Origin of the sequence: Streptosporangium sp. NPDC002721 (genome assembly GCF_042888905.1) — a bacterium.
In the GTDB taxonomy this organism is placed as follows: domain Bacteria; phylum Actinomycetota; class Actinomycetes; order Streptosporangiales; family Streptosporangiaceae; genus Streptosporangium.
Genome location: NZ_JBIAQI010000018.1, coordinates 147,328 through 165,304, shown reverse-complemented (window position 1 = coordinate 165,304; position 17,977 = coordinate 147,328). Strand labels below are relative to the sequence as shown.

Genomic DNA, 17,977 nt, shown 5'->3' with positions numbered 1-17,977 from the left:
GCTGGATCCGCCGGAGCCGCTGGCGACTTTGCAGGACTGGTTGTTCTCCCAGCCCCAGCCGTCGCCGTCGGGGTCGCTGGAACTGCTGCTGCACGTGGGGTAGCCGCTGGATCCGCCGGAGCCGCTGGCGACTTTGCAGGACTGGTTGTTCTCCCAGCCCCAGCCGTCGCCGTCGGGGTCGCTGGAACTGCTGCTGCACGTCGGATAACTGCTACTTGCGGCGCTTGCGATCGCCATGGGTGTCGTCACCAGTGCGGTGCCGAGCAGCGATAGAAGTATTGCGGTGATGAGGGCCAGAGGGCGTTTCATCCGCCGCTCCTTCCTTCCGGGGGTGTTGTTACCTGCTTCCGCAGAGTTAACGGGCCTTAAACGGTTAAGTCAACACTTGGAAACAAGTCCTTCACATGACCTTGGGGGCTCTGTCCTGCGTGACCTCATTCTCAGGGACTGCGTTCTTTCCGGCCTGACGGCTCTGGCTGCGATGAGTCCGCGCAAAGCAGTCAACTCCTTCAGTGAGGACGCCTGAGTGCGGTAGCGGGCGGCAGGCTTGCACCTGTTACCGCTCCACGCGGGTGTGGTGGATACCGCATCGTGAGAGTGAGCTGACTCGCCAGAGCGGGCCGCGACGAAATCCAGGGCTCGCTCGGCCAGAGCATGACGAAACGCGGCGATCTGGCCGCAGTCGGCGTCGGCGACGATCACCCGCGGAACAAGGCCCCGGCCGATCGCCTCGTCGATCAGATCCAGGGCCGGCCGCCTGCGGAGCTTGGTCTAGTTCCAGATCTGTCGGCTCGTCAGGGGCTGGCCTGCTCCTGCCCTGCGGTCATCTGCAGATGACCGCAGGGCAGGAGACCTCCGGTTGCGGTGAAGGGTTGGCTGCTTCGGTTTCCGCTGTCGTCATCGAGTGGCGACCGGATCGACCGGCCCGCGGATTAGAGTGAGCCCCGGCGGTCGGCATGGAAGGCGACGACCGTGGCGAGCGCCGTCGCGATGATCAGTGCCGCGGAAATCGGGTGCATGTCCTTGGAAAGGCTGGGTGCACGGTCGGGGCCGATCGCCCAGAGGATCAGTGCGAGGCCGTAGGCCGTGGCGAGCGCCGCCGTCCACCGCCGCAGTGCGCGCAGCCGGGCGTGGCGCAAGGTGGCGACCAGCGCGAGGGTGACCGGGACGATGGCCAGCATGGCGAACTGGCCGACAACCAGGACCGGCACCGCCCAGGCCGAGATGATGACGGTCCGGGCGGCACGACGGGACCTGCGGCTTTCCTGCGTCTGGGGAAGGGGGAGGGCGGACATGGATACTCCTGTCATCGGGCGTTGGCGGTGGTTGCGGGATGCCAGGCCAGCCAGCCGCGGCACAGCACATAGGCCGATGCGACGACCGCGACCCCGGTCGCGAGGGAGGCGAAGGCCGCGGCCGATGAGGTCGGCGCGGCGGGTCGGGGTGGTGATGCGGAGGCGGGCAGTGGTGGCGATGGTCGTGGCAGTCACAGCAACTCCATCCGCTTACTAACAGACGTAAACTTACATGCGTAAACATACGCGATTGCCTAACAGGTGTAAAGTCACGGGAGTGGCTACATCGAAGACCCGGGCCCGCAACAAGCGCGGCGAGGGTGCCCAGTTGCGTGACGAGATCGTCAGCGCCGCCGTGAAACTTGTGGACGACGGCATGCCGCAGAGCGTGACTCTACGGGCGGTGGCCCGGGAAGCCGGCATCTCCGCGCCGTCGATCTATATGCACTTTTCCGACGTGGACACGATCCTGCTGGCGGTCGCCCAGCAGGCGTTCGCCTCTCTGGAGCAGGAGCTCGCCGCACCGGATGACGCGGATCCGGTCGTTCGCCTGCGGGCGGCGTGCGCGGCTTACCTGCATTTCGCCGAACATCGGCCCCACCGCTACCGGGTGATGTTCGGAGCGGTGTGGAATGCCGGCCAGGCCCTCGAACGGGCTCCCGCCCTGGCGGACGAGCTTGCCGTGCTCGGCATGGGAGCCTTCGAGGTCATCCGGCGCACCCTCGCCGACTGTGTCGCGGCAGGACGCTCGACCAGCGCGGATCCCTTCACCGACGCGACGGCGCTCTGGGTCGGACTGCACGGATTGGCGCAGCTTCGGGTGGCGGCGCCGCTGTTCCCCTGGCCGCCGGATCTGCAGGATGTCGTCATCGACCGGCTGGCGCTGCTGCTCGACTGACCGCTGAGACGGCACCACCTCGACCGGATCGAGCGGGCGGCCGGGGGCTCCGCCCGCTAGGCTCAGCCCGCTCATGCGAAATTCTGTTCTGGTCTTATCCGCGGGTGCGGCTCAGGACCCGCTGGAAGATCTCGGCGAGGCGGCGCAGGTCCTGCGGGTCGCAGCCGGCGAACGGGGTTTCGGTGAGCGTCACGCCGATGACGCGCTCGCGTACCCGCCGGCCCTGCTCGGTCAGCACGACGACCCGGGAACGCCGGTCGGCGGGGTCCACGGCGCGCTCGACGTACCCGCGATCGGTCAGCTGGGTGACGACGAAACTGAGGTTGGGCGCGTTGCAGAACAGCCGGCCCGCCAGCACCGTCATCGACGGGGCGGGCTCTGCGGGATCGATCGCCCACAGGGCCTGCGCGGTCGCGTGCGTGAGCCGAAGCTCCTCGAGTGCCTTGGCGATGCGGTCACCGGTCAGCATGAAGACCTCGTGACTGGCCCGCACCACCTGCTCCAGCGCCTGGTTCGTCATGCCCTGACGATAGCAGTTTGCTTCGAGTCTCGAAGCTGTTAGCCTGCCTTTGGTTCGAGACTCGAAGTAAATGAGGTGGGACGATCATGTACAGGTACCGCGGTGTCACCGCACTCGTCACCGGCGCGTCAAAAGGGATCGGCGCGGCCTACGCGCACGAACTCGCCCGTCGAGGGGCTCATCTCGTGCTCGTGGCCCGCTCCGGCGACGCGCTGCGCCGGGTCGCCGACGAGATCCGCACGGCGCACCAGGTCGAGGTGACCCCCCTGGCGGCCGACCTCGCCGACCCCGGCGGGGTGACGGCTCTGATCGCGGAACTGGACCGGCAGGGCCGTACCGTCGACCTGCTGGTCAACAACGCGGGCGCGGGTGCCGTCGGCCCGTTCCTGAGTACCTCGCTCCAGCGCAACGTCAGCTCGGTCGAGCTGAACATCACCGCCCTGATGAGCCTGACCCACGTGCTCGGCGGCCGCATGGCCGAGCGGGGGCACGGCGGGATCATCAACGTGGCCTCCACGGCCGCCTTCCAGGCGATGCCCTACCAGGCCAGCTACGCGGCGACGAAGGCGTTCGTGCTGTCGTTCACCGAGGCGCTGGCCGAGGAACTTCGCGGTACGGGAGTCCGAGTCATGGGAGCCCACCCCGGAGCCACCGACACGGGGTTCTTCGACCACAGCTCCGCCACCATGAACCCGGCCTTCACCGACGCGCCCGAAGGCGTCGCGGCCAGGACCCTCGACGCCTTCGCCAAGGGCGCCGTCAACTCCTACCCCGGGCGTACGATCACCAGGGCGATGACGTGGGCCCCTCGCGTACTGCCCCGCACCACGGTCACCCGGCTGACCGGGCGCCTGAACCGGAGACGGGGCCTGCACCGCGCCCGCGACATCGACAACGCGCGGCACTGAGATCGATCACCTGGCAATCGCCGCCCAGTGACCCGCTCAGATGCCCCGATCGGGCCTGAAGAGATCTTCGAGCGCGGGGTACGGGATGTCGGCAAGACTCGTGTCGCCAGGTACACGCGCTTGAGTTCGCCCAGCTCAGCGGTGCATCTGTTGAGCGGTGAGGAGGTGGCTGACGGCGTCTTCGAGGTCGGCGTGGGTGGGCAATAGTAGCGCCGGGCGTGGCCGAGGATTTCGGCGGCGGCGACGATGTCGACGCCAGCGCGGAGCAGGTCGGTGGCCAGGGCATGTCGGAGGATGCGGGCGCGGACAGGGCGAGGGTGCCTGCTTCGTCGAGGACGCCGGCGTCGGTGGCGAGTTCGTTCATGAGCTGGTCGACCGCCTGGGTGGACAGGCGGCCGCCACGGCGGTTGAGGAACTCGGCAAGCACGTGTAATCGAAACGTCGCGCCGGGGCGACGGCGGGTGCGATGGCCTGTCAGCTCGTCTTTGGTGCCGGGGATGGGTGTGTTGAACGCGCGTGCCTGGCGCGTTGCGCTCCGGCGCCGGCGGGGCTGGTGGGTGCCGGTTTTATCGGGCGGGGTCGAGGACGCCTCTGTTGCCCTCGGCCCAGGCGGGTCGCACGGTGATCCGGTCGATGCGCCAGTGGCCCGCGGTGCGCGTCAGCCGGATCTCGCCGGCGGCGCCGTTGGACCACAGCGGGCCGTCGTGAGCGGCTTCGCGGCGTAGCCACGTGAGGATGTTGACGCTTGCCGTGGCGTGATCGCCGTCGAGGTCGACCAGCAACGTCGTGGCCGCGTGCATCGTCGTGTCCAAGGGATCGAGCTGCTCCTGGTAGTACCGGGTCTGTTCCGCGGCGCTGCGCGACTGCGGTTCGCCGCCGAGCATCGCGGTGTAGTCCGAGACGACGGTGTCGGCGAGCAGGTGCTCGACGGTGTGCCAGTCGCGGCGGTCGAAGCCGCGGACAAGCCGGTGGACGACGTCCTGGATCTCGAACCGGTCGCTGATCTCCTGCAGATTCATGAGATCTCCTCGTACTGGGCGCTGGTGGTGTGGCCGTTCCGGCTGTCGCCGGCGTGGCGCAGGGTGGTGTCGAGCCAGTCGAAGACGCGGGCCAAGGCCAGGCGCCAGGCTTTCGGCACCGGCGTGGCCGTCGGCGTCGGCGCCCTCGGCGGCGGTGAAGTGCTGCAGGTGCGCGGGGACGGTCAGATGGTCGTAGAACTCCTGGGGCTGGGACTTCGTCGTCCCGTCGCCGGCGAAGAACAGGTCATCGCCCGCCGAGCAGGGCGGCCAGCCCGCCCAGGTAGGCAGCCCCTCGGCGCTGCCGTCGAACGCCATGCGTCGTACCAGCTGTCGTAGTTGCCGGAGGTGATCGCCTCGGCGGTGATCAGCACCTCGCCGACGTCGGATCCGCCGTAGGCGGCGTGCCCGAGGATCCGCAGCGTCTCGAACCAGAACCGCCGGTCGTCGGCGAAGATCACGGACGCATCAGGCGACCGTCCCCGCCGGGTGGGCCGAGCGGGTCCGGTAGGCGTCGAGGAGGAAGTCGCGGAACGAGCGGGGCTCTTCGCCGGTGATGTCCCGCACGGTCGTGGTGATCCGCTCCTCGCTGCCCGCGGCGATCTCGGCGTCCATGTTGGCGAGCATCCGGGCGTAGTCGTGGGGCACTCCACTGGCTTCGATCGCCGTGGTCAGTTCTTCGGCCGTGACCGAGGTGTGGCGCACCGCGGTGCCGGTGACCTCGCCGACCATGGCGGCGGCTTCGTCGTAGCTCAGGGCTTGGGGGCCGGTGAGGATCAGCTCCCCGTCGGGGATCGAGGCCCCGAGCAGCAGATGGCCGGCGACGGCGGCGATGTCGTGGGGGTCGATGAAGGCCACCCGGCCCCGGCCGGTCGCGGTGACGATCTCCCCGTGCTCGCGGATCCCGGCCGCCACGGGGTGGCTTCCGACGAAGTTCTGCATGAACCAGGAGGGACGGAGTACCGCCACCTCCGGCACGCGGTCTCGCACCAGCGGTGGCAGGGCGCCCGGTCCTGATGGGGCGTCGGTGACCGCGGACGAGCTCAGTAGAGCGACACGCCGGGTGCCGGACGCGACGGCCGCGTCGAGAAAGCCGGCGACGGCGGCGGCGGGGTCGGGGTCGCTGAGCGGGGCGACCAGGAACACGCGGTCGACGCCTTCCACGGCTCCGGCGAAGGTCTCGGGGTCGGCCCAGTCGAAGATCACGTGCTGGTCGTCGCCGGCCACGGGGTGTCGGCTGGCCGTTCGCACCGTGACGCCACGGGCGCGAAGGAAGGTGGCGACCCGGCGGCCGGTGGTCCCGGTTCCGCCGGTTACGAGGACAGTTCTCATGAGCCGATCCTCCATATCATCCGGTCGAGACGGTACCGTCTCGACCTATCTGGTTGAGCGTAACATGGCCGGGACGATACCGTTCCGTCCTAAGCTAGGGGAGTGCAGGACCATGTCTCGACGAAGCCCGACGGGTGCCGCCGTGCTCAACCCGGCGGTCACCGACGCCATCGCCACGGCGGCCATCGACCTGCTGGTGGAGGCGGGCTACGCACGCCTGACGATGGACGGCGTGGCTCAGCGTGCCAACGTCGGCAAGAGTGCGATCTACCGGCGCTGGCCGTCCAAGCTGGAAATGATCGTCCACGGGCTCGCCCTGCTCAGCATCCCGGCCGGCCCCGCCCCGGACACCGGGTCCCTGCGCGGTGACGTGCGGGCGGTGATGCAGGCCGCCTTCGACTGGCTGAGTGACCCGCGCATCCGGGCGGTGCTGCCCGACCTGATCGCCGAGTCCGACCGCAACCCGGTGCTCGCGGAGGCGGTGGAGGAACATGTCACACGTCCACGCCTCACCTGGGCTCGCGCCGCGCTCCGCCGGGCGTGCGACCGGGGCGAGCTGGCTGCCGACGATGTCGACCTGGTGCTGGACCTGACCGTCGCACCGATGTTCTGGCGCCTGACCCACGCCCGGCCGGTGGACGACCGATACCTCGACCGGCTCACCGAGCTGACGATCGAAGGGGTGCGACATTGACTCACCAGGAGATCAGCTCGCCGCACCTCCGTCAGCATGACCCTGAGCTCCACCAGATCGCCGATCAGCGATCCGAGGGCGCAACGATCACAGAACCGCTCGCCGCGAGCGGGGCAACGGCTCGCTACGGGTTGCGATCGCGGTCAGGAGCTCCGTGCGGTCCTGGAACGAGAGCGGCCGGAATACGGCAGAAAGACATCGCGAGGACTGACGGCCGATCGTCAGGGTGAGCCTCGTCGTGTTGATCGTGTGGCTGAACGGCGACTTCAGTGTGGAGCTTGTTGCCGGTGTCGGAGGTCGACGGGTCGAGTGCCCAGCGGGCGCGGTGTCGTCGTTTCGGGCGCAGGCTCCGATGATGGGTGCGCGCCCCGTAACGGCCGGCGCCTGTCTCGGTGCGGGGCGGCTGTCCAATTTTCTCCGGGGCGGCCCATGGAACGGTTAGGCGGCGTCGACGTGTGCGGTGAAGTCGTGGATGGCCTTCGCCAGTTCTTCGGGGGCTTCCATCGCGGCGTAGTGGCCGACGCCGTCGAGTGACACCGAGGTGACTTCGGCCGACATGGCCCGAGACATGGTGTCGGCGGTGAACGGGCCTCCGCCCGCGCCGACCGCGAGCACGGGCACACTCAGTCCAGGGGTCTTTGCGAGGGTCCTGATTTCGGGGCCTTCCTTCAGCATCGACTGGTAGAGGCCGATCGCCCCGCGCCAGCCATCGGGGCGTGCGTAGGTACGGACGAACTCGTCGATGTCGGTGTCGGTGATCGCGCCCGGGGTTGCGCTCAGGGCGGGGAACGCGAACTGGCCGAGGAACTCGCGTTCGCGGCCGGCGAGGAGCATCTCGGGGATGCCGGGCGCGGCGAGAATGCCGATGTGCCAGGAGCCGCCGTGGGTGACGTCGGCCAGCGTCTCAAGGCCGAACCCGGGCAGGCCCATCTCGATGGCGGTGAAGCTGAGGACGTCTTCCGGATGGGTGGTGGCCAGGCGGAAGACCGTCGCCCCGCTGATGTCTTGCCCGCTGAGGTGGACGGGGCCGACGTCGAGGTGGGCGATCAGCAGGTGCAGGTCTTCGGCCGAGGTCTTGCTGTCGTACTCGCCCGGCTCGTTGCTGGAGTCGCCGAAACCGCGCAGGTCGACGGCGAAGACGCGGTGGTTGACCGCGAGCAGGGGGATGAGCTTTCGGAAGGCCCACCAGGTCTCGGGGAATCCGTGGACCAGCAGGATCGGCGATCCGCTGGTTCCCGCGGCCACGTAGTGCAGGGTGGTTCCGTTGACCTCGGCGTGATGGTGGGTGATCTCCGGCACGGTGGGACTGGCTGGTGCGACGGTCATGTCTCTCCCTAATTCGACAGCCTGGGTGTCTAATATTAGACACCCAGGCTGTCGTTTGTCCAGGCGCTGCGGTAGCCTGCTCCCATGTCTCGCTCTGGCGCCGATCTGGCACTGCTGCTGCTCGGAGGCTTCCGTACGCTCGTCGACGCGGCGATCATCGAGCTGGCCCGGCGCGGCTACGAGGACGTGCGTCCTGTCCATGACTTCGCCATGCGTGCCATCGCCGCGGGAGCCGACAGCGCCTCGGAGCTGGGTCGCCGCCTGTCGATCTCCAAGCAGTCGGCGGCGAAAACCATCGCGGTGCTGCAAGAGCGCGGATACGTGGCACGCGACACGGACCCCCTCGATGCCCGCCGCAAACGCCTTCAGGTCACCCCACTCGGCTTCGACGTGTTGCAACAAGGTGAAGCGATCTTCGACGAGCTGCGCGATCAATGGGAGCAGCAGATCGGCGCCGCCGAGTTCGAGACCTTCGAGACACACCTGGCTGCGCTGGTAGGAGCGCTGCCTGTACGCTTCGACACCCCCGGCTGGATCACCCGAGACCTCGGCGAGCCGGTTTAAGCGGCTTGCCGAGCCGCCCTGGCGATCGCCAAGCCGACTCCACCGAACTTGGGGTACATCACCCCGGTACTGGTCGGCAACCACCACGCGGACATCCTGGTGGCCAACCGCCTGGGCCATGCTCTTTTCTGCCCGCTGTGAGGCATCGAGGACCCTGACTCCTTCCCCGAACGCCCCCGGCCGGTCAACCTCGCCCGCTTCATCTTCCTCGACCCCGCTTCGCGGCGCTTCTACCCCCACTGGCCCGCCGTCGCCGATAAACTCGTCGCGTTCCTGCGGGTCGTCGTCACCCGCAACCCCTATGACAAGCAGCTTTCCGCACTCATCGGCGATCTTGCCACGCGCAGCGACGACTTCCGTATCCGCTGGGTCACTCACAACGTGCGCGAGCATCGAACGGGCGCCAAATGGATACGCCCCCCGTCGTCGGCGACATCACCTTGACCTACGAGGTCCTCACCCTCGCCGCCGACCCGGGCCTGTCCCTGCTGGCCTACGTTGCGGCCCCTGGCACGGCCGACGCCGACGCCCTACGGCTTCTGGCCAGCTGGAGCGCCACCGCGATCCAGTTGGCTGCCCCGTTCAAAAGCAAGATCGAGGCCGCGTTCATCAACAACGCAGGCAGTCCGAAGGCCGTATCCCGTGCCTTGTCGGCTGTAGGCGACGGGCTCGATATTGTCACCAGCAGCGCCGAGTGGAACGCGGCGATGGGCGACTGCCGAAACGAGCCGAACCACTCAGGCGACGCCGCCGAGCTGCAGATGCTGCTCGTCGATGTCCGCCTGGCCGCGCTGGACGCCGACATCGCCTCGGCCGACAGACTCAGCAACGTCCTGGCCGAGGCCCTCACCAAGGTACAGGCCGCCCTACTGCTCAACGCCCAGTAAGCTAGCGCGGCTGGGGAGGCTGCTCAGCTGGGCGTGGACACGGTATCCGAGAACTGGCCGGGGAGCACTGACCTGGCCGCCCTCGAGAGAGTGGAGCGGCACGCAGAGCTCCCCGCAATGAGGACGCGCCAGGGGGCGGGGGCCGGCAGAAACGAGCGTTCCGGCCCCCGCCCGCTAGTCTTACCGGCCCTCGCGACCGGTGGAGGACTCCGGCTCCGGCGGGGAGGTGCCATCGCTTTCGGGCGCGGGGGCAGCACCGCGGCGCTTCAAGCGCACGGTGATCAACCGGATGACGGCGGTAACCAGGTTGAAGCCACTGACGATCAATGGAATCCACTCGGGGATGTGGTGCATGCTCGGCTCCTGCACGGTGAGCTCGGAAAGGACGGGCTGGCCAGCTGAGACCAGCCTCCGGCCGTCCCGAAGTGCCGGGATGAGTTGCGATGAGATGGCTCACCGTTGCCGGTTTGTGAGCACTTGAGACTGCATGACCACACCATCGGGGTGATGATGAAGCGATGAGTCGCGATGGGATCGAAGGCGACAAGCGCCGACCACGGCCGATCAAACGCCCCAGCGTGCCGCCGGGACCATTGGCCGATCTGAAGGTTCTGCTGTACGAGCTGTACGTCCAGGCCGATCGCCCGTCCCTGGACGACATCGCCGCCGCCATCGCCGCCGATGATGACCTGCCTGGCGCCCCTGCGCGCGACAGCGTCAACCGGATCATCGGGTCGCCACAGCTCCCCCCGAACCAGGCCGACGTGGTGGCTGTGGTCAGGGTGCTGGCCCGCCAAGCGCGCTGGGACGAAGCCGACGCCGCCGCCCAGGCCCGCAGCCTGTGGACCGCCGCGCAGCTGGCTGCGTCCCGGGCACCCGATCGGCTGGGAAGACCAATCGCCGGCCTGAACCCGCTGGCGCTGGAGGTACACCCCGCCATTACCGCCGGGCCGGCCGCGCCCGACCACGACGACGTACTGCCGGCCTACATTCGTCGCGCCCATGACGACGCCTTGGACGCGATCGTGAAGGAAGGCCAGACTGGCGCCTGCCGCCTGGTGGTGCTGGTCGGCGACTCCTCCACCGGCAAGACCCGTGCCTGCTGGGAAGCGGTCCGCAGCCTGGGCGAGCCGTGGCGGCTGTGGCATCCCTTCAACCCGGGAAAACCTGCGGCTGCCGTAGCGGATCTGGCCCGCGTCGGCCCGCACACGGTGGTGTGGCTCAACGAGACCCAGCACTACCTGATGACCACCGACCCGGCCGTCGGTGAGCAGATCGCCGCAGAACTGCGCGAGCTACTGGACACCCCCGAGCGAGGCCCGGTACTGGTGGTCGGCACGCTCTGGCGGGAGTACTGGGAAACCCTGACGACCCCGCCCGGTTCCCCGTTTGACCCGTACGCCCAGGCCCGGGAACTTCTCAAGGGCACCAGCATCAGCATGCCGGAAACGTTCACCGGCGCCGACCACGAAGCCGCGATCTGCCGCGCGGAACAGAGCGGGGACCCGCGGCTTGCTGAAGCCCTCAGCCGAGCCGCCTCGGGGCATCTGACCCAGTATCTCGCTGGCGGCCCGGCTTTGATCGACCGCTACGACAAGGCTGGACCTGCCGCCCAGGCCATCGTGGAAGCGGCCATTGATGCCCGCCGTTTGGGGCACGGCCCAGCCTTGCCGCGCCGGTTTCTGGAAGAGGCCGCCGCCGGTTACTTGACCCAAGAGCAGTGGGATCTGCTCCCGAACGGCTGGCTGGAGCGGGCGTTCGCCTACCTGACCGATCCGGAGCCCTGTCGTGGTACCCGTCCGCCGCTGACCCGCATCCGCCCCCGCCCTGGCAGCTCGACAGGTTCGGCTGACATGGACGGCGGCGAACCTTGCTACCGGTTGGCCGACTACCTGGAGCAGCACGGTTCCCTTCAGCGTCACCCGCTATGCCCCCCTGCTGAGTTCTGGCAGGCCGCCGCTGTTTACGCCACCGATCGCGTCGTCCTGGGTGAAGCCGCCGAGGTCCGTTACCGTTACCGGCACGCCGCAGCTCTATTTCAGGCGGCAGCTGATGCTGATGAAGCTAACGGGTTGCAGACCTTAATCCAGTTCTGGATGTATAAGCGAGGTCACATAATTGATGATCTGCTACCTAGAATACCGGCGGCGCTCACAAGCTACATAGGAACGCCCGTTCCGGTAAATTTCAAGATTCCCAAGGCGGCGCTTGAGGCAAAAAGCCCCGCTGTTATGAACCGTCTGCATTCGCTTGAGTGGCTGGCGATAAGGGATCAAGCAGGCGTTGAGCAAGCGGCTTGGGCTGCGGCTGATGCTGGGCTGTACGGCGTGTTGTGGCACGTGGCTCGGCAGCGGTGGCACGAAGAGGGAGGTGGAGAGAGTCGCTGGAGGAATCTGCTGTGGTTTGGGCTGGAGGCTGATGGCCGGATCAGCGATCCATGGTGAGGTATGCCTGCATAGTCCCGAAGTGCTCGGCTACGTCCTATTGTACGAGAACCTCCGTTGCCTCCATGTGATGTGCGCGAATCTCGCTTGACTTCCTCCTGGAAATTTCAGGGGTTAACTGACCCTGGCTTTATACCCGCGATAAGGTGGCTTATCACGGGTACTCCAGCAACCGGGGAGGGACGGGGTGGAACTCGCCATACCCGACCAGGCGGGCACCGCACTCACGCAACCGCAACCCGCCTACACGGATGCAGACTTCACGATCTCGGACAGCACCCGTCTGCGGCTCGCCGACAGCGTCCCCGCCAACACCCGCCGCGCCTACACCCGCCAATGGAACGCCTTCACCACTTGGTGCGCCGCGAACGGCGGCCGCGTCCCGCTGCCGGCGACCGCGCAGACCTTCACCGACTACGTGACGCACCTCGCCGACACCGGCTACGCCCCGGCCAGCATCGAACAGGCGATGGGCGCGATCCGCAGCTGCCACACCAACGCCGGACACGAAGGCCAGCCCCACGGCCGCGCCGCCCTGCAGGTGCTGCGCCAGCACCGCCGCCACCTCGCCGAGAACGGGCAACGCCACCAGAAGGAAGCACCGCCCGTCACCATCCCCATCCTGCGCGCCATGGTCGACGCCTGCCCCCAGGACACCGTGGTCGGCATCCGCGACCGCATCGTCCTGGTCCTCGGCCTGGCCCTCATGGGCCGCCGCTCCGAACTGGTCGCCCTCAACCGCGCTGACGTCACCCAGACCGACGACGGCCTGGACGTGGCGATCCGCACCAGCAAGACCGACAAGAATAGCCTCGGCGAGATCATCGCCGTCCCGCGGGGAGACCACCCGCTCACCGACCCGGTCGACGCCTGGCTGGCCTGGACCCGCCTCCTCGACGAGGCCGGCCACCACGACGGCCGACTGCTGCGCCGCCTGTACGTCCACGACACCATCGGCCGGTCCCTCGGCGGCGACGCCGTCAATGAGATCGTCCGCTCCTGCGCCATCCGGGCCGGCGTCCCGCGCGCCCAGGAGTACACCGCGCACAGTCTCCGTGCTGGCGGCGCCACCGTCGCCTACGCCGCCCGTGTCTCCGTTTCGATCATCGCTAAGCACGGCCGCTGGTCGCCGACCTCGCCCGTGCTGCTCCGTTACATCCGCGCCGTCGACCGCTGGCGCGACAACGCCATGCGTGGTGTCGGCTTGTGAGAAGTTCTTAAGGAGGCGCTGCATGTCCGAACCCCAGCAAGAGCCGCACGAACTGCTCAACGAATTGATAGCGCGGCTGGAGGAGTCGCGGCGATCCTACGCGCAGAGCGGAGAAGAGCTGGATCTGCCCCCTGCCCTCAAATATCAGACGTGGGATCTCATCGCCTCTGGCGAGAAACTGCTTCGGGGCCTGCTCTCTGTGCCGCCATCGTCGCGTTTTCAAATCGAGCATTTTCGCGAGATGGTTGAGAGGCATCTCACTATGGTGGCGGAAGAACAGAGACGCGCCGAGCTAATCCGCGCTTACAAAAACGAGCATGAACGACGTCTTGCCCCGGAACGGACAGCGCCGCTGGATCCCCTGTCGCTAGAGCCGGGAGCAGATATACATGTGATCAAGCTCTCGGCCGAGCTGTACGAGAGGGCCATCACGGGCGAGCCTCCAGAACTCCTGGCGGACCAACTACGCGAGTCGGGGCTGCTCACGCCGAAGCTTCTTCGCGCGCTGAGGATGTTGATATCGCCGTCCGCTAGCGGGAGCAGCGCATCGCCTATCGAGATTCAGCTCGCAAAAACAATGTACGAGATCGTGACGGCCGCGAGCGAGGTTTCCCCGACGCCGGTTGTTCTCTACATCGACAACGAAAATGAGTACACCAAGGTCCGGGCGGCACTGGAAAGGACGCTGACGGCCTTCGGCTTGAAGATCGAAACGGCTAGCGACCCCGTGCGTGGATCAATCTGGCAGGCGTTCGTAGCCGCATTCAATCGGCAGACGACACCGGAACGTATCGACGACGCAGCGGGAATCATAAAAGCTGGCGCGCAGGCGCGGTGGCATGGGGAGCCTCAGTCGCAGATCACCAAGGCGCAAGGCGAAGCGATCGCAGCACTGCTCACGTCGCTGCAAGAGACCCAGAATGCGTTATTGACCTTCAGTAACATCCTCGTGTTGAAAGTCGACGGGGTGCCGCTGGTGCGGGAACTAACCCCCGAGCAGGTCGAGCACATGCAGAAGAACCCGCAGCTGTACACCGACCCGCGGCTGGCCCTCGGCGTCCTTGACGTAGGCCTCACAGGCGTTCAGGAAAACGGGCCGGATGACAATCCGCGGGTCGTCGCCACGTAGTCCGCTGCGCTCGTCTCGGTTATCTGGTCTGCTGCCACCTCCGGCTGGGCAGTCTGCGGATGAGTACGTCGCCGCCGTGTGCCGGTGGTTAAGCACCGTCGGCTGATCGAGTTCAGCCTGTTCTTCGGATCTTGGTGAGCAGCTGTGGCGGGTGGTGCGGCGCTGGTTTAGGTGTCTCACGCGAAGGCATCGCAGGGAGTTTCGGGGCGGAGGTAATCACACCCGCACCCATATTCATATCAAATACATATGATGCTATGATATTGATATATTCACTCCCAGGGAGGACGCATGAAGCTGCTCATCGCGACGACCCGCACCCAGGGCCACCGGGCCAACGACTTTCACTGCGGGGAGGAAGGTGAACTCGTTCGTTTCGCCTCTGTCTGCGCGCGGGACAGCACTCCCGAGGTCAACCCCGACGGCGGCTGCGGCTGTGCCCGATCCTTCGCGGGATTCGTCACCGCCCGGGCGACGACCACCGCCATGGTGAGCGAGGTCGCCATGACGCGCGACGAGTACGTCAAGGCGATGATCGACGCGTACGGCTTCCCCGGCATCGAGGAGGAGGTCGCCGCTGAGGCGGACTACCTGATCACCCTCGCCGAGTCGCTGCCGGTCGGCGCGGTCCTCGAGGTACGTGGGGACGAGATCAACGTCCGCCCTTCGGGGGGCATCGCGTAGTGCGCCGCCAGATGCCGCGCGCGCGGCCTCGTCCGAGGCTCGGGCCTGCGTGATTCGGCTGACGGCCTTGCTGGATGAAAACAAGCGGGCCTTTTTCTCGAATCTCAATGCTATCCAATACGTAATATCCTATGATAAAGATATAAGCGAAAGTCAGTCAGGGCTTTCCAGACCACCCAGGAGGGGCGATGACCACCACAGCGCTACAGCCGACGCCGGGCCAGGCGGACCCGGGAGACGGCAGCGTCACGGCCGCGCGCCTGCGCGCGATCGTCGACGAGCTGTCCGACCGCTACATGGAGCGCTCCGCGGTGGTGCAGCCGCTGGTGGCGGCCATGCTGGCCGGCCAGCACAGCCTGCTGCTCGGCCCGCCCGGAACGGCCAAGAGCGAGCTGGCCCGCGACCTGACCAGCCGCATCACCGGCGCCCAGCTGTGGGAGATCCTGCTCAGCAAGTACAGCGACCCGAAGAAGATGTTCGGCCCGATCGACGTCGCGGCGCTGATGAAGGGCACCTACACGCAGGTGTGGGACGGCCGCGCGACGACGGCCCACATCGGATTCATCGACGAGATCTTCAAGTGTGGATCCGGCGCCCTCAACGAACTCTTGGGCCTGCTGAACGAGCGTTTGTACCACCCGGAGAACGGTGGCTCCCCGATCGTCTGCCCCCTCATCAGCGCGATCACCGCCAGCAACGAGCTGCCGTCCGGTGAGGAGAGCGCCGCGGTGTACGACCGGCTGTTGGTCCGCATCCAGGTCGACTACCTGGAGGACCCGAGCAACTTCGCGAAGCTGGTCCGCTCGGCCTTCGTGCCCGCCTCGGCGGCCGCACCGACCACGGTGCCGCTGGACGACCTGCAGGCCGCCGTGCAGCGCCACGTGCCCGGCATCGGCGTCCCCGACTCCGTCGTGGACGCCCTGTGCACGCTGCGCGCCTCGCTGCGCCAGGCCGGGATCATCGTTTCCGACCGCCGCTGGCGGCAGTCGGTGCGGCTGCTGCAGGCGTGCGCCTTCCTCGCCGGCCGCTCCGCCATCAACGTCAACGACCTGCAGGTGCTCACGCACGTGCTGTGGAGCTCCCCGGAGGAGCTGCCCACCGTGAAGCAGGAGGTGCTGACGATGGTCAACCCCGATGCTCGTGAGGCGCTGAAGCTGCTGGACGGCATCGTGGCGCTGGAGGCCGAGCTGGACGCGCTCAAGGGCAAGTCGCGCGAGGCGCTGGACGAGTGGGCGGTCAAGGAGGCGACGAAGAAGCTGCCCGCGGCGGGCAGGCGACTGGAGGAGATGATCGCGGAGTCGCGGGCGGCGGGCCGGTCCACGACGCAGATCGAGGAGGTCAACGCCAAGCGCCGCGCCGTGCACGGCCGGGTGCTGGTCGAGGTGCTCGGCATGGACCCCTCAATGATCAACATCTGAACGGAGACACGACATGATCAAGCGCAAGCCGTTGACCGCCCTGAAGGACCTCGCGACCAAGGCCGGGCGCTGGCTCGGCCTGACCGCCCCGCCCGCCCCGCACACCCACGCCGTCAAAAACGACCGTTTCGACGAGCTGGCCTGGCGCGACACCTGGGACCAGGCGCCCACCCTGCGGGAGCTGGCCTACGACCTGGCCGACGTGCACGACTACACCGACGACCTGCTGCGCGACGTGTGGACCGCCGCCTACAAGGCGGTGCCGGAGCTGCACCCGCGCCATGAGATGGACCGTTCCAGGCTGCTGAACCACCAGGTGGTGGAGGCGCTGCTGAACGCTGCCGACTTCACGGCGCTGCGCGATCACACCGTCGGCGACCCCTACGCCGCGGCGATGGCCGTGCTGGCGCAGCGGGCCGCGCTGCGCGCCATGCTCGACCAGACCCGGGACGCGCAGCAGGCGGCCCAGGCCGCGGCCGAAGCCCAGCAGGAAGCCGAGCACGCCGCCCACGCGGTGCAGGCGGCGCTGGAGGCGGCCGAGCAGGCAGCCGACGAGGACGGCCAGGTCCCCGAGGACGCCGAAGCGCAGGTGGCGGACGCGATCGCGGCTGCCGAAGCCGCCGAGCAGGCCGCCCAGCAGGCCGAGCAGGCCGCCCGGTCGGCGCTCACCGACGCCGCCCCCCGCATCCACGCGGCGGCCCGGGCCGCCGCCGCCGAGGCCGAGCAGCAGGCCCGGGAGGAATCGGAGCTGATGGCCGGGTGGGGGGTGCAGCCCGGCGACCTGCAGCGGATGAGCTTCGAGGAGCGCCAGCAGCTCGCGCAGCGGCTGGCCGGTGGCCGGCTGGCGGAGTTCGCGTTGCTGATCGGCCGGTTCCGGGCCATGGCCAAGGGGGAGCGTGCCCGCAGGGTGCGCGGCGCCCCCGGCGAGCTGATCGGCGTCACCATGGGGGACGACCTGTCGCGGCTCGTCCCCTCGGAGCTGGTGGCGCTGGCGGTGCCCGCGCTGCGCGCCGAGTTCGCCGCCCGCCTGGCCGAGGGCAGGCTGATGACGTACGAGACGCACGGCGAGGACTCGGCCGGGGCGGGCGCCATCATCGCCTGCGTCGACTGCTCCTCCTCCATGACGAAGGCCGACGGCAACGGCATCACCCGGGAGGCGTGGGCGAAGGCGTTCGCCCTGGCCCTGCTGGATCAGGCCCGCGCCTCCCGCCGGACGTTCGTCGGCGTCCTGTTCTCCAGCGAGACCCAGGTGCGGGTGTTCCGGTTCCCCCAGGGCCGCGCCGACATCGGGCAGGTGCTGGAGTTCGCCGAACACTTCTTCGCGGGCGGCACGAGTTTCCAGGCCCCGCTGGACGCGGCGGCGGACGTGCTGCAGGAGCAGCACGACACCGCAGGGATGCGGCACGGAGACATCGTGCTGATCACCGACGGTGAGTGTCGGGTGACCGGTGAGTGGATGGGGGAGTGGCGCAAGCGCAAGGCCATCCTGGACCACCGGGTGTTCGGCGTCACGGTGACCAGCAGCCCCGGCCCTGTCCTGGAGGAGCTGTGCGACTCCGTGCGCACCGTCACCGACCTGACCGACCTCGACGTCAGCGCCGACATGTTCCGCCTCATCTGACCCGCCAGTGATCAGCGCCCCATCAGTCAGG

The 17,977-nt window shown here is 68.0% G+C and carries 20 protein-coding genes and 1 pseudogene; 11 read left to right on the top strand and 10 right to left on the bottom strand.

What is annotated here, in order from left to right; translation table 11 throughout:
- The 3 genes from ACFYWM_RS25950 to ACFYWM_RS25940 all read right to left on the bottom strand — a co-directional run.
- On the bottom strand, positions 1-309 hold a 309-nt coding region (locus tag ACFYWM_RS25950), incomplete at its 3' end, for a carbohydrate-binding domain-containing protein (RefSeq protein ID WP_389918209.1).
- 69 nt (positions 310-378) lie between these two features.
- Positions 379-747, bottom strand: a complete 369-nt coding sequence (locus ACFYWM_RS25945; RefSeq protein WP_389918355.1) for a transposase — start codon at positions 745-747, stop codon at positions 379-381.
- Positions 748-932: 185 nt separating this feature from the next.
- The gene (locus ACFYWM_RS25940) at positions 933-1,295 is read right to left on the bottom strand and encodes a hypothetical protein (protein ID WP_389918207.1); all 363 of its coding nucleotides are present in this window, start codon (positions 1,293-1,295) and stop codon (positions 933-935) included.
- Positions 1,296-1,572: 277 nt separating this feature from the next.
- Between ACFYWM_RS25940 and ACFYWM_RS25935 the strand changes: the two genes are divergently transcribed.
- Entirely contained in the window at positions 1,573-2,193 is a 621-nt protein-coding gene (locus ACFYWM_RS25935; protein ID WP_389918206.1) for a TetR/AcrR family transcriptional regulator, read from the top strand.
- A 94-nt stretch (positions 2,194-2,287) separates the two neighbouring features.
- On the opposite strand, the gene ACFYWM_RS25930 is transcribed toward ACFYWM_RS25935, so the two are convergent.
- Positions 2,288-2,713: a MarR family winged helix-turn-helix transcriptional regulator gene (locus tag ACFYWM_RS25930; RefSeq protein WP_389918205.1), complete on the bottom strand. Its 426-nt coding sequence runs from the start codon at positions 2,711-2,713 to the stop codon at positions 2,288-2,290.
- Between the two features lie 86 nt (positions 2,714-2,799).
- Between ACFYWM_RS25930 and ACFYWM_RS25925 the strand changes: the two genes are divergently transcribed.
- Positions 2,800-3,621: an SDR family NAD(P)-dependent oxidoreductase gene (locus ACFYWM_RS25925; RefSeq protein ID WP_389918203.1), complete on the top strand. Its 822-nt coding sequence runs from the start codon at positions 2,800-2,802 to the stop codon at positions 3,619-3,621.
- Between the two features lie 566 nt (positions 3,622-4,187).
- On the opposite strand, the gene ACFYWM_RS25920 is transcribed toward ACFYWM_RS25925, so the two are convergent.
- The 4 genes from ACFYWM_RS25920 to ACFYWM_RS25905 all read right to left on the bottom strand — a co-directional run bounded on the left by ACFYWM_RS25920 (position 4,188) and on the right by ACFYWM_RS25905 (position 5,969).
- Positions 4,188-4,640 carry a nuclear transport factor 2 family protein gene (locus tag ACFYWM_RS25920; protein WP_389918202.1) on the bottom strand — a complete coding sequence of 151 codons (453 nt, stop codon included), beginning with the start codon at positions 4,638-4,640 and terminating at the stop codon, positions 4,188-4,190.
- Complete coding sequence (locus ACFYWM_RS25915) at positions 4,637-4,759, bottom strand: hypothetical protein (protein ID WP_389918200.1); 123 nt, start codon at positions 4,757-4,759, stop codon at positions 4,637-4,639. The genes ACFYWM_RS25920 and ACFYWM_RS25915 overlap by 4 nt, the downstream gene beginning before the upstream one ends.
- A gap of 63 nt (positions 4,760-4,822) precedes the next feature.
- Entirely contained in the window at positions 4,823-5,098 is a 276-nt protein-coding gene (locus ACFYWM_RS25910) for a hypothetical protein (protein WP_389918198.1), read from the bottom strand.
- Positions 5,099-5,105: 7 nt separating this feature from the next.
- Positions 5,106-5,969 carry an NAD(P)H-binding protein gene (locus ACFYWM_RS25905; RefSeq protein WP_389918196.1) on the bottom strand — a complete coding sequence of 288 codons (864 nt, stop codon included), beginning with the start codon at positions 5,967-5,969 and terminating at the stop codon, positions 5,106-5,108.
- 112 nt (positions 5,970-6,081) lie between these two features.
- Between ACFYWM_RS25905 and ACFYWM_RS25900 the strand changes: the two genes are divergently transcribed.
- On the top strand, positions 6,082-6,663 hold the full coding sequence (locus tag ACFYWM_RS25900) for a TetR/AcrR family transcriptional regulator (protein WP_389918195.1): 582 nt from the start codon (positions 6,082-6,084) through the stop codon (positions 6,661-6,663).
- A 438-nt stretch (positions 6,664-7,101) separates the two neighbouring features.
- On the opposite strand, the gene ACFYWM_RS25895 is transcribed toward ACFYWM_RS25900, so the two are convergent.
- Complete coding sequence (locus ACFYWM_RS25895; protein WP_389918193.1) at positions 7,102-7,989, bottom strand: alpha/beta fold hydrolase; 888 nt, start codon at positions 7,987-7,989, stop codon at positions 7,102-7,104.
- A gap of 84 nt (positions 7,990-8,073) precedes the next feature.
- Between ACFYWM_RS25895 and ACFYWM_RS25890 the strand changes: the two genes are divergently transcribed.
- Together ACFYWM_RS25890 and ACFYWM_RS25885 are read left to right on the top strand one after the other, a co-directional pair.
- On the top strand, positions 8,074-8,553 hold the full coding sequence (locus tag ACFYWM_RS25890; RefSeq protein WP_389918192.1) for a MarR family winged helix-turn-helix transcriptional regulator: 480 nt from the start codon (positions 8,074-8,076) through the stop codon (positions 8,551-8,553).
- 144 nt (positions 8,554-8,697) lie between these two features.
- Positions 8,698-9,440, top strand: a pseudogene (locus tag ACFYWM_RS25885) (hypothetical protein).
- A 180-nt stretch (positions 9,441-9,620) separates the two neighbouring features.
- On the opposite strand, the gene ACFYWM_RS25880 reads toward ACFYWM_RS25885, so the two are convergent.
- Positions 9,621-9,794 (bottom strand): hypothetical protein, encoded by a 174-nt coding sequence (locus ACFYWM_RS25880; protein WP_389918190.1) that lies wholly within the window; start codon positions 9,792-9,794, stop codon positions 9,621-9,623.
- Between the two features lie 164 nt (positions 9,795-9,958).
- Between ACFYWM_RS25880 and ACFYWM_RS25875 the strand changes: the two genes are divergently transcribed.
- From ACFYWM_RS25875 to ACFYWM_RS25850, 6 genes are all read left to right on the top strand, one after another.
- The gene (locus tag ACFYWM_RS25875; protein WP_389918189.1) at positions 9,959-11,884 is read left to right on the top strand and encodes a hypothetical protein; all 1,926 of its coding nucleotides are present in this window, start codon (positions 9,959-9,961) and stop codon (positions 11,882-11,884) included.
- A gap of 187 nt (positions 11,885-12,071) precedes the next feature.
- Positions 12,072-13,094 (top strand): integrase, encoded by a 1,023-nt coding sequence (locus ACFYWM_RS25870; protein ID WP_389918187.1) that lies wholly within the window; start codon positions 12,072-12,074, stop codon positions 13,092-13,094.
- A 22-nt stretch (positions 13,095-13,116) separates the two neighbouring features.
- Positions 13,117-14,223, top strand: coding sequence for a hypothetical protein (locus ACFYWM_RS25865; RefSeq protein ID WP_389918186.1), 1,107 nt, complete (start codon positions 13,117-13,119; stop codon positions 14,221-14,223).
- A gap of 291 nt (positions 14,224-14,514) precedes the next feature.
- Complete coding sequence (locus tag ACFYWM_RS25860) at positions 14,515-14,907, top strand: hypothetical protein (RefSeq protein WP_389918184.1); 393 nt, start codon at positions 14,515-14,517, stop codon at positions 14,905-14,907.
- Between the two features lie 188 nt (positions 14,908-15,095).
- On the top strand, positions 15,096-16,325 hold the full coding sequence (locus ACFYWM_RS25855; protein ID WP_389918182.1) for an AAA family ATPase: 1,230 nt from the start codon (positions 15,096-15,098) through the stop codon (positions 16,323-16,325).
- A gap of 13 nt (positions 16,326-16,338) precedes the next feature.
- Positions 16,339-17,946, top strand: a complete 1,608-nt coding sequence (locus tag ACFYWM_RS25850; RefSeq protein ID WP_389918181.1) for a VWA domain-containing protein — start codon at positions 16,339-16,341, stop codon at positions 17,944-17,946.
- Positions 17,947-17,977: the final 31 nt, after the last annotated feature.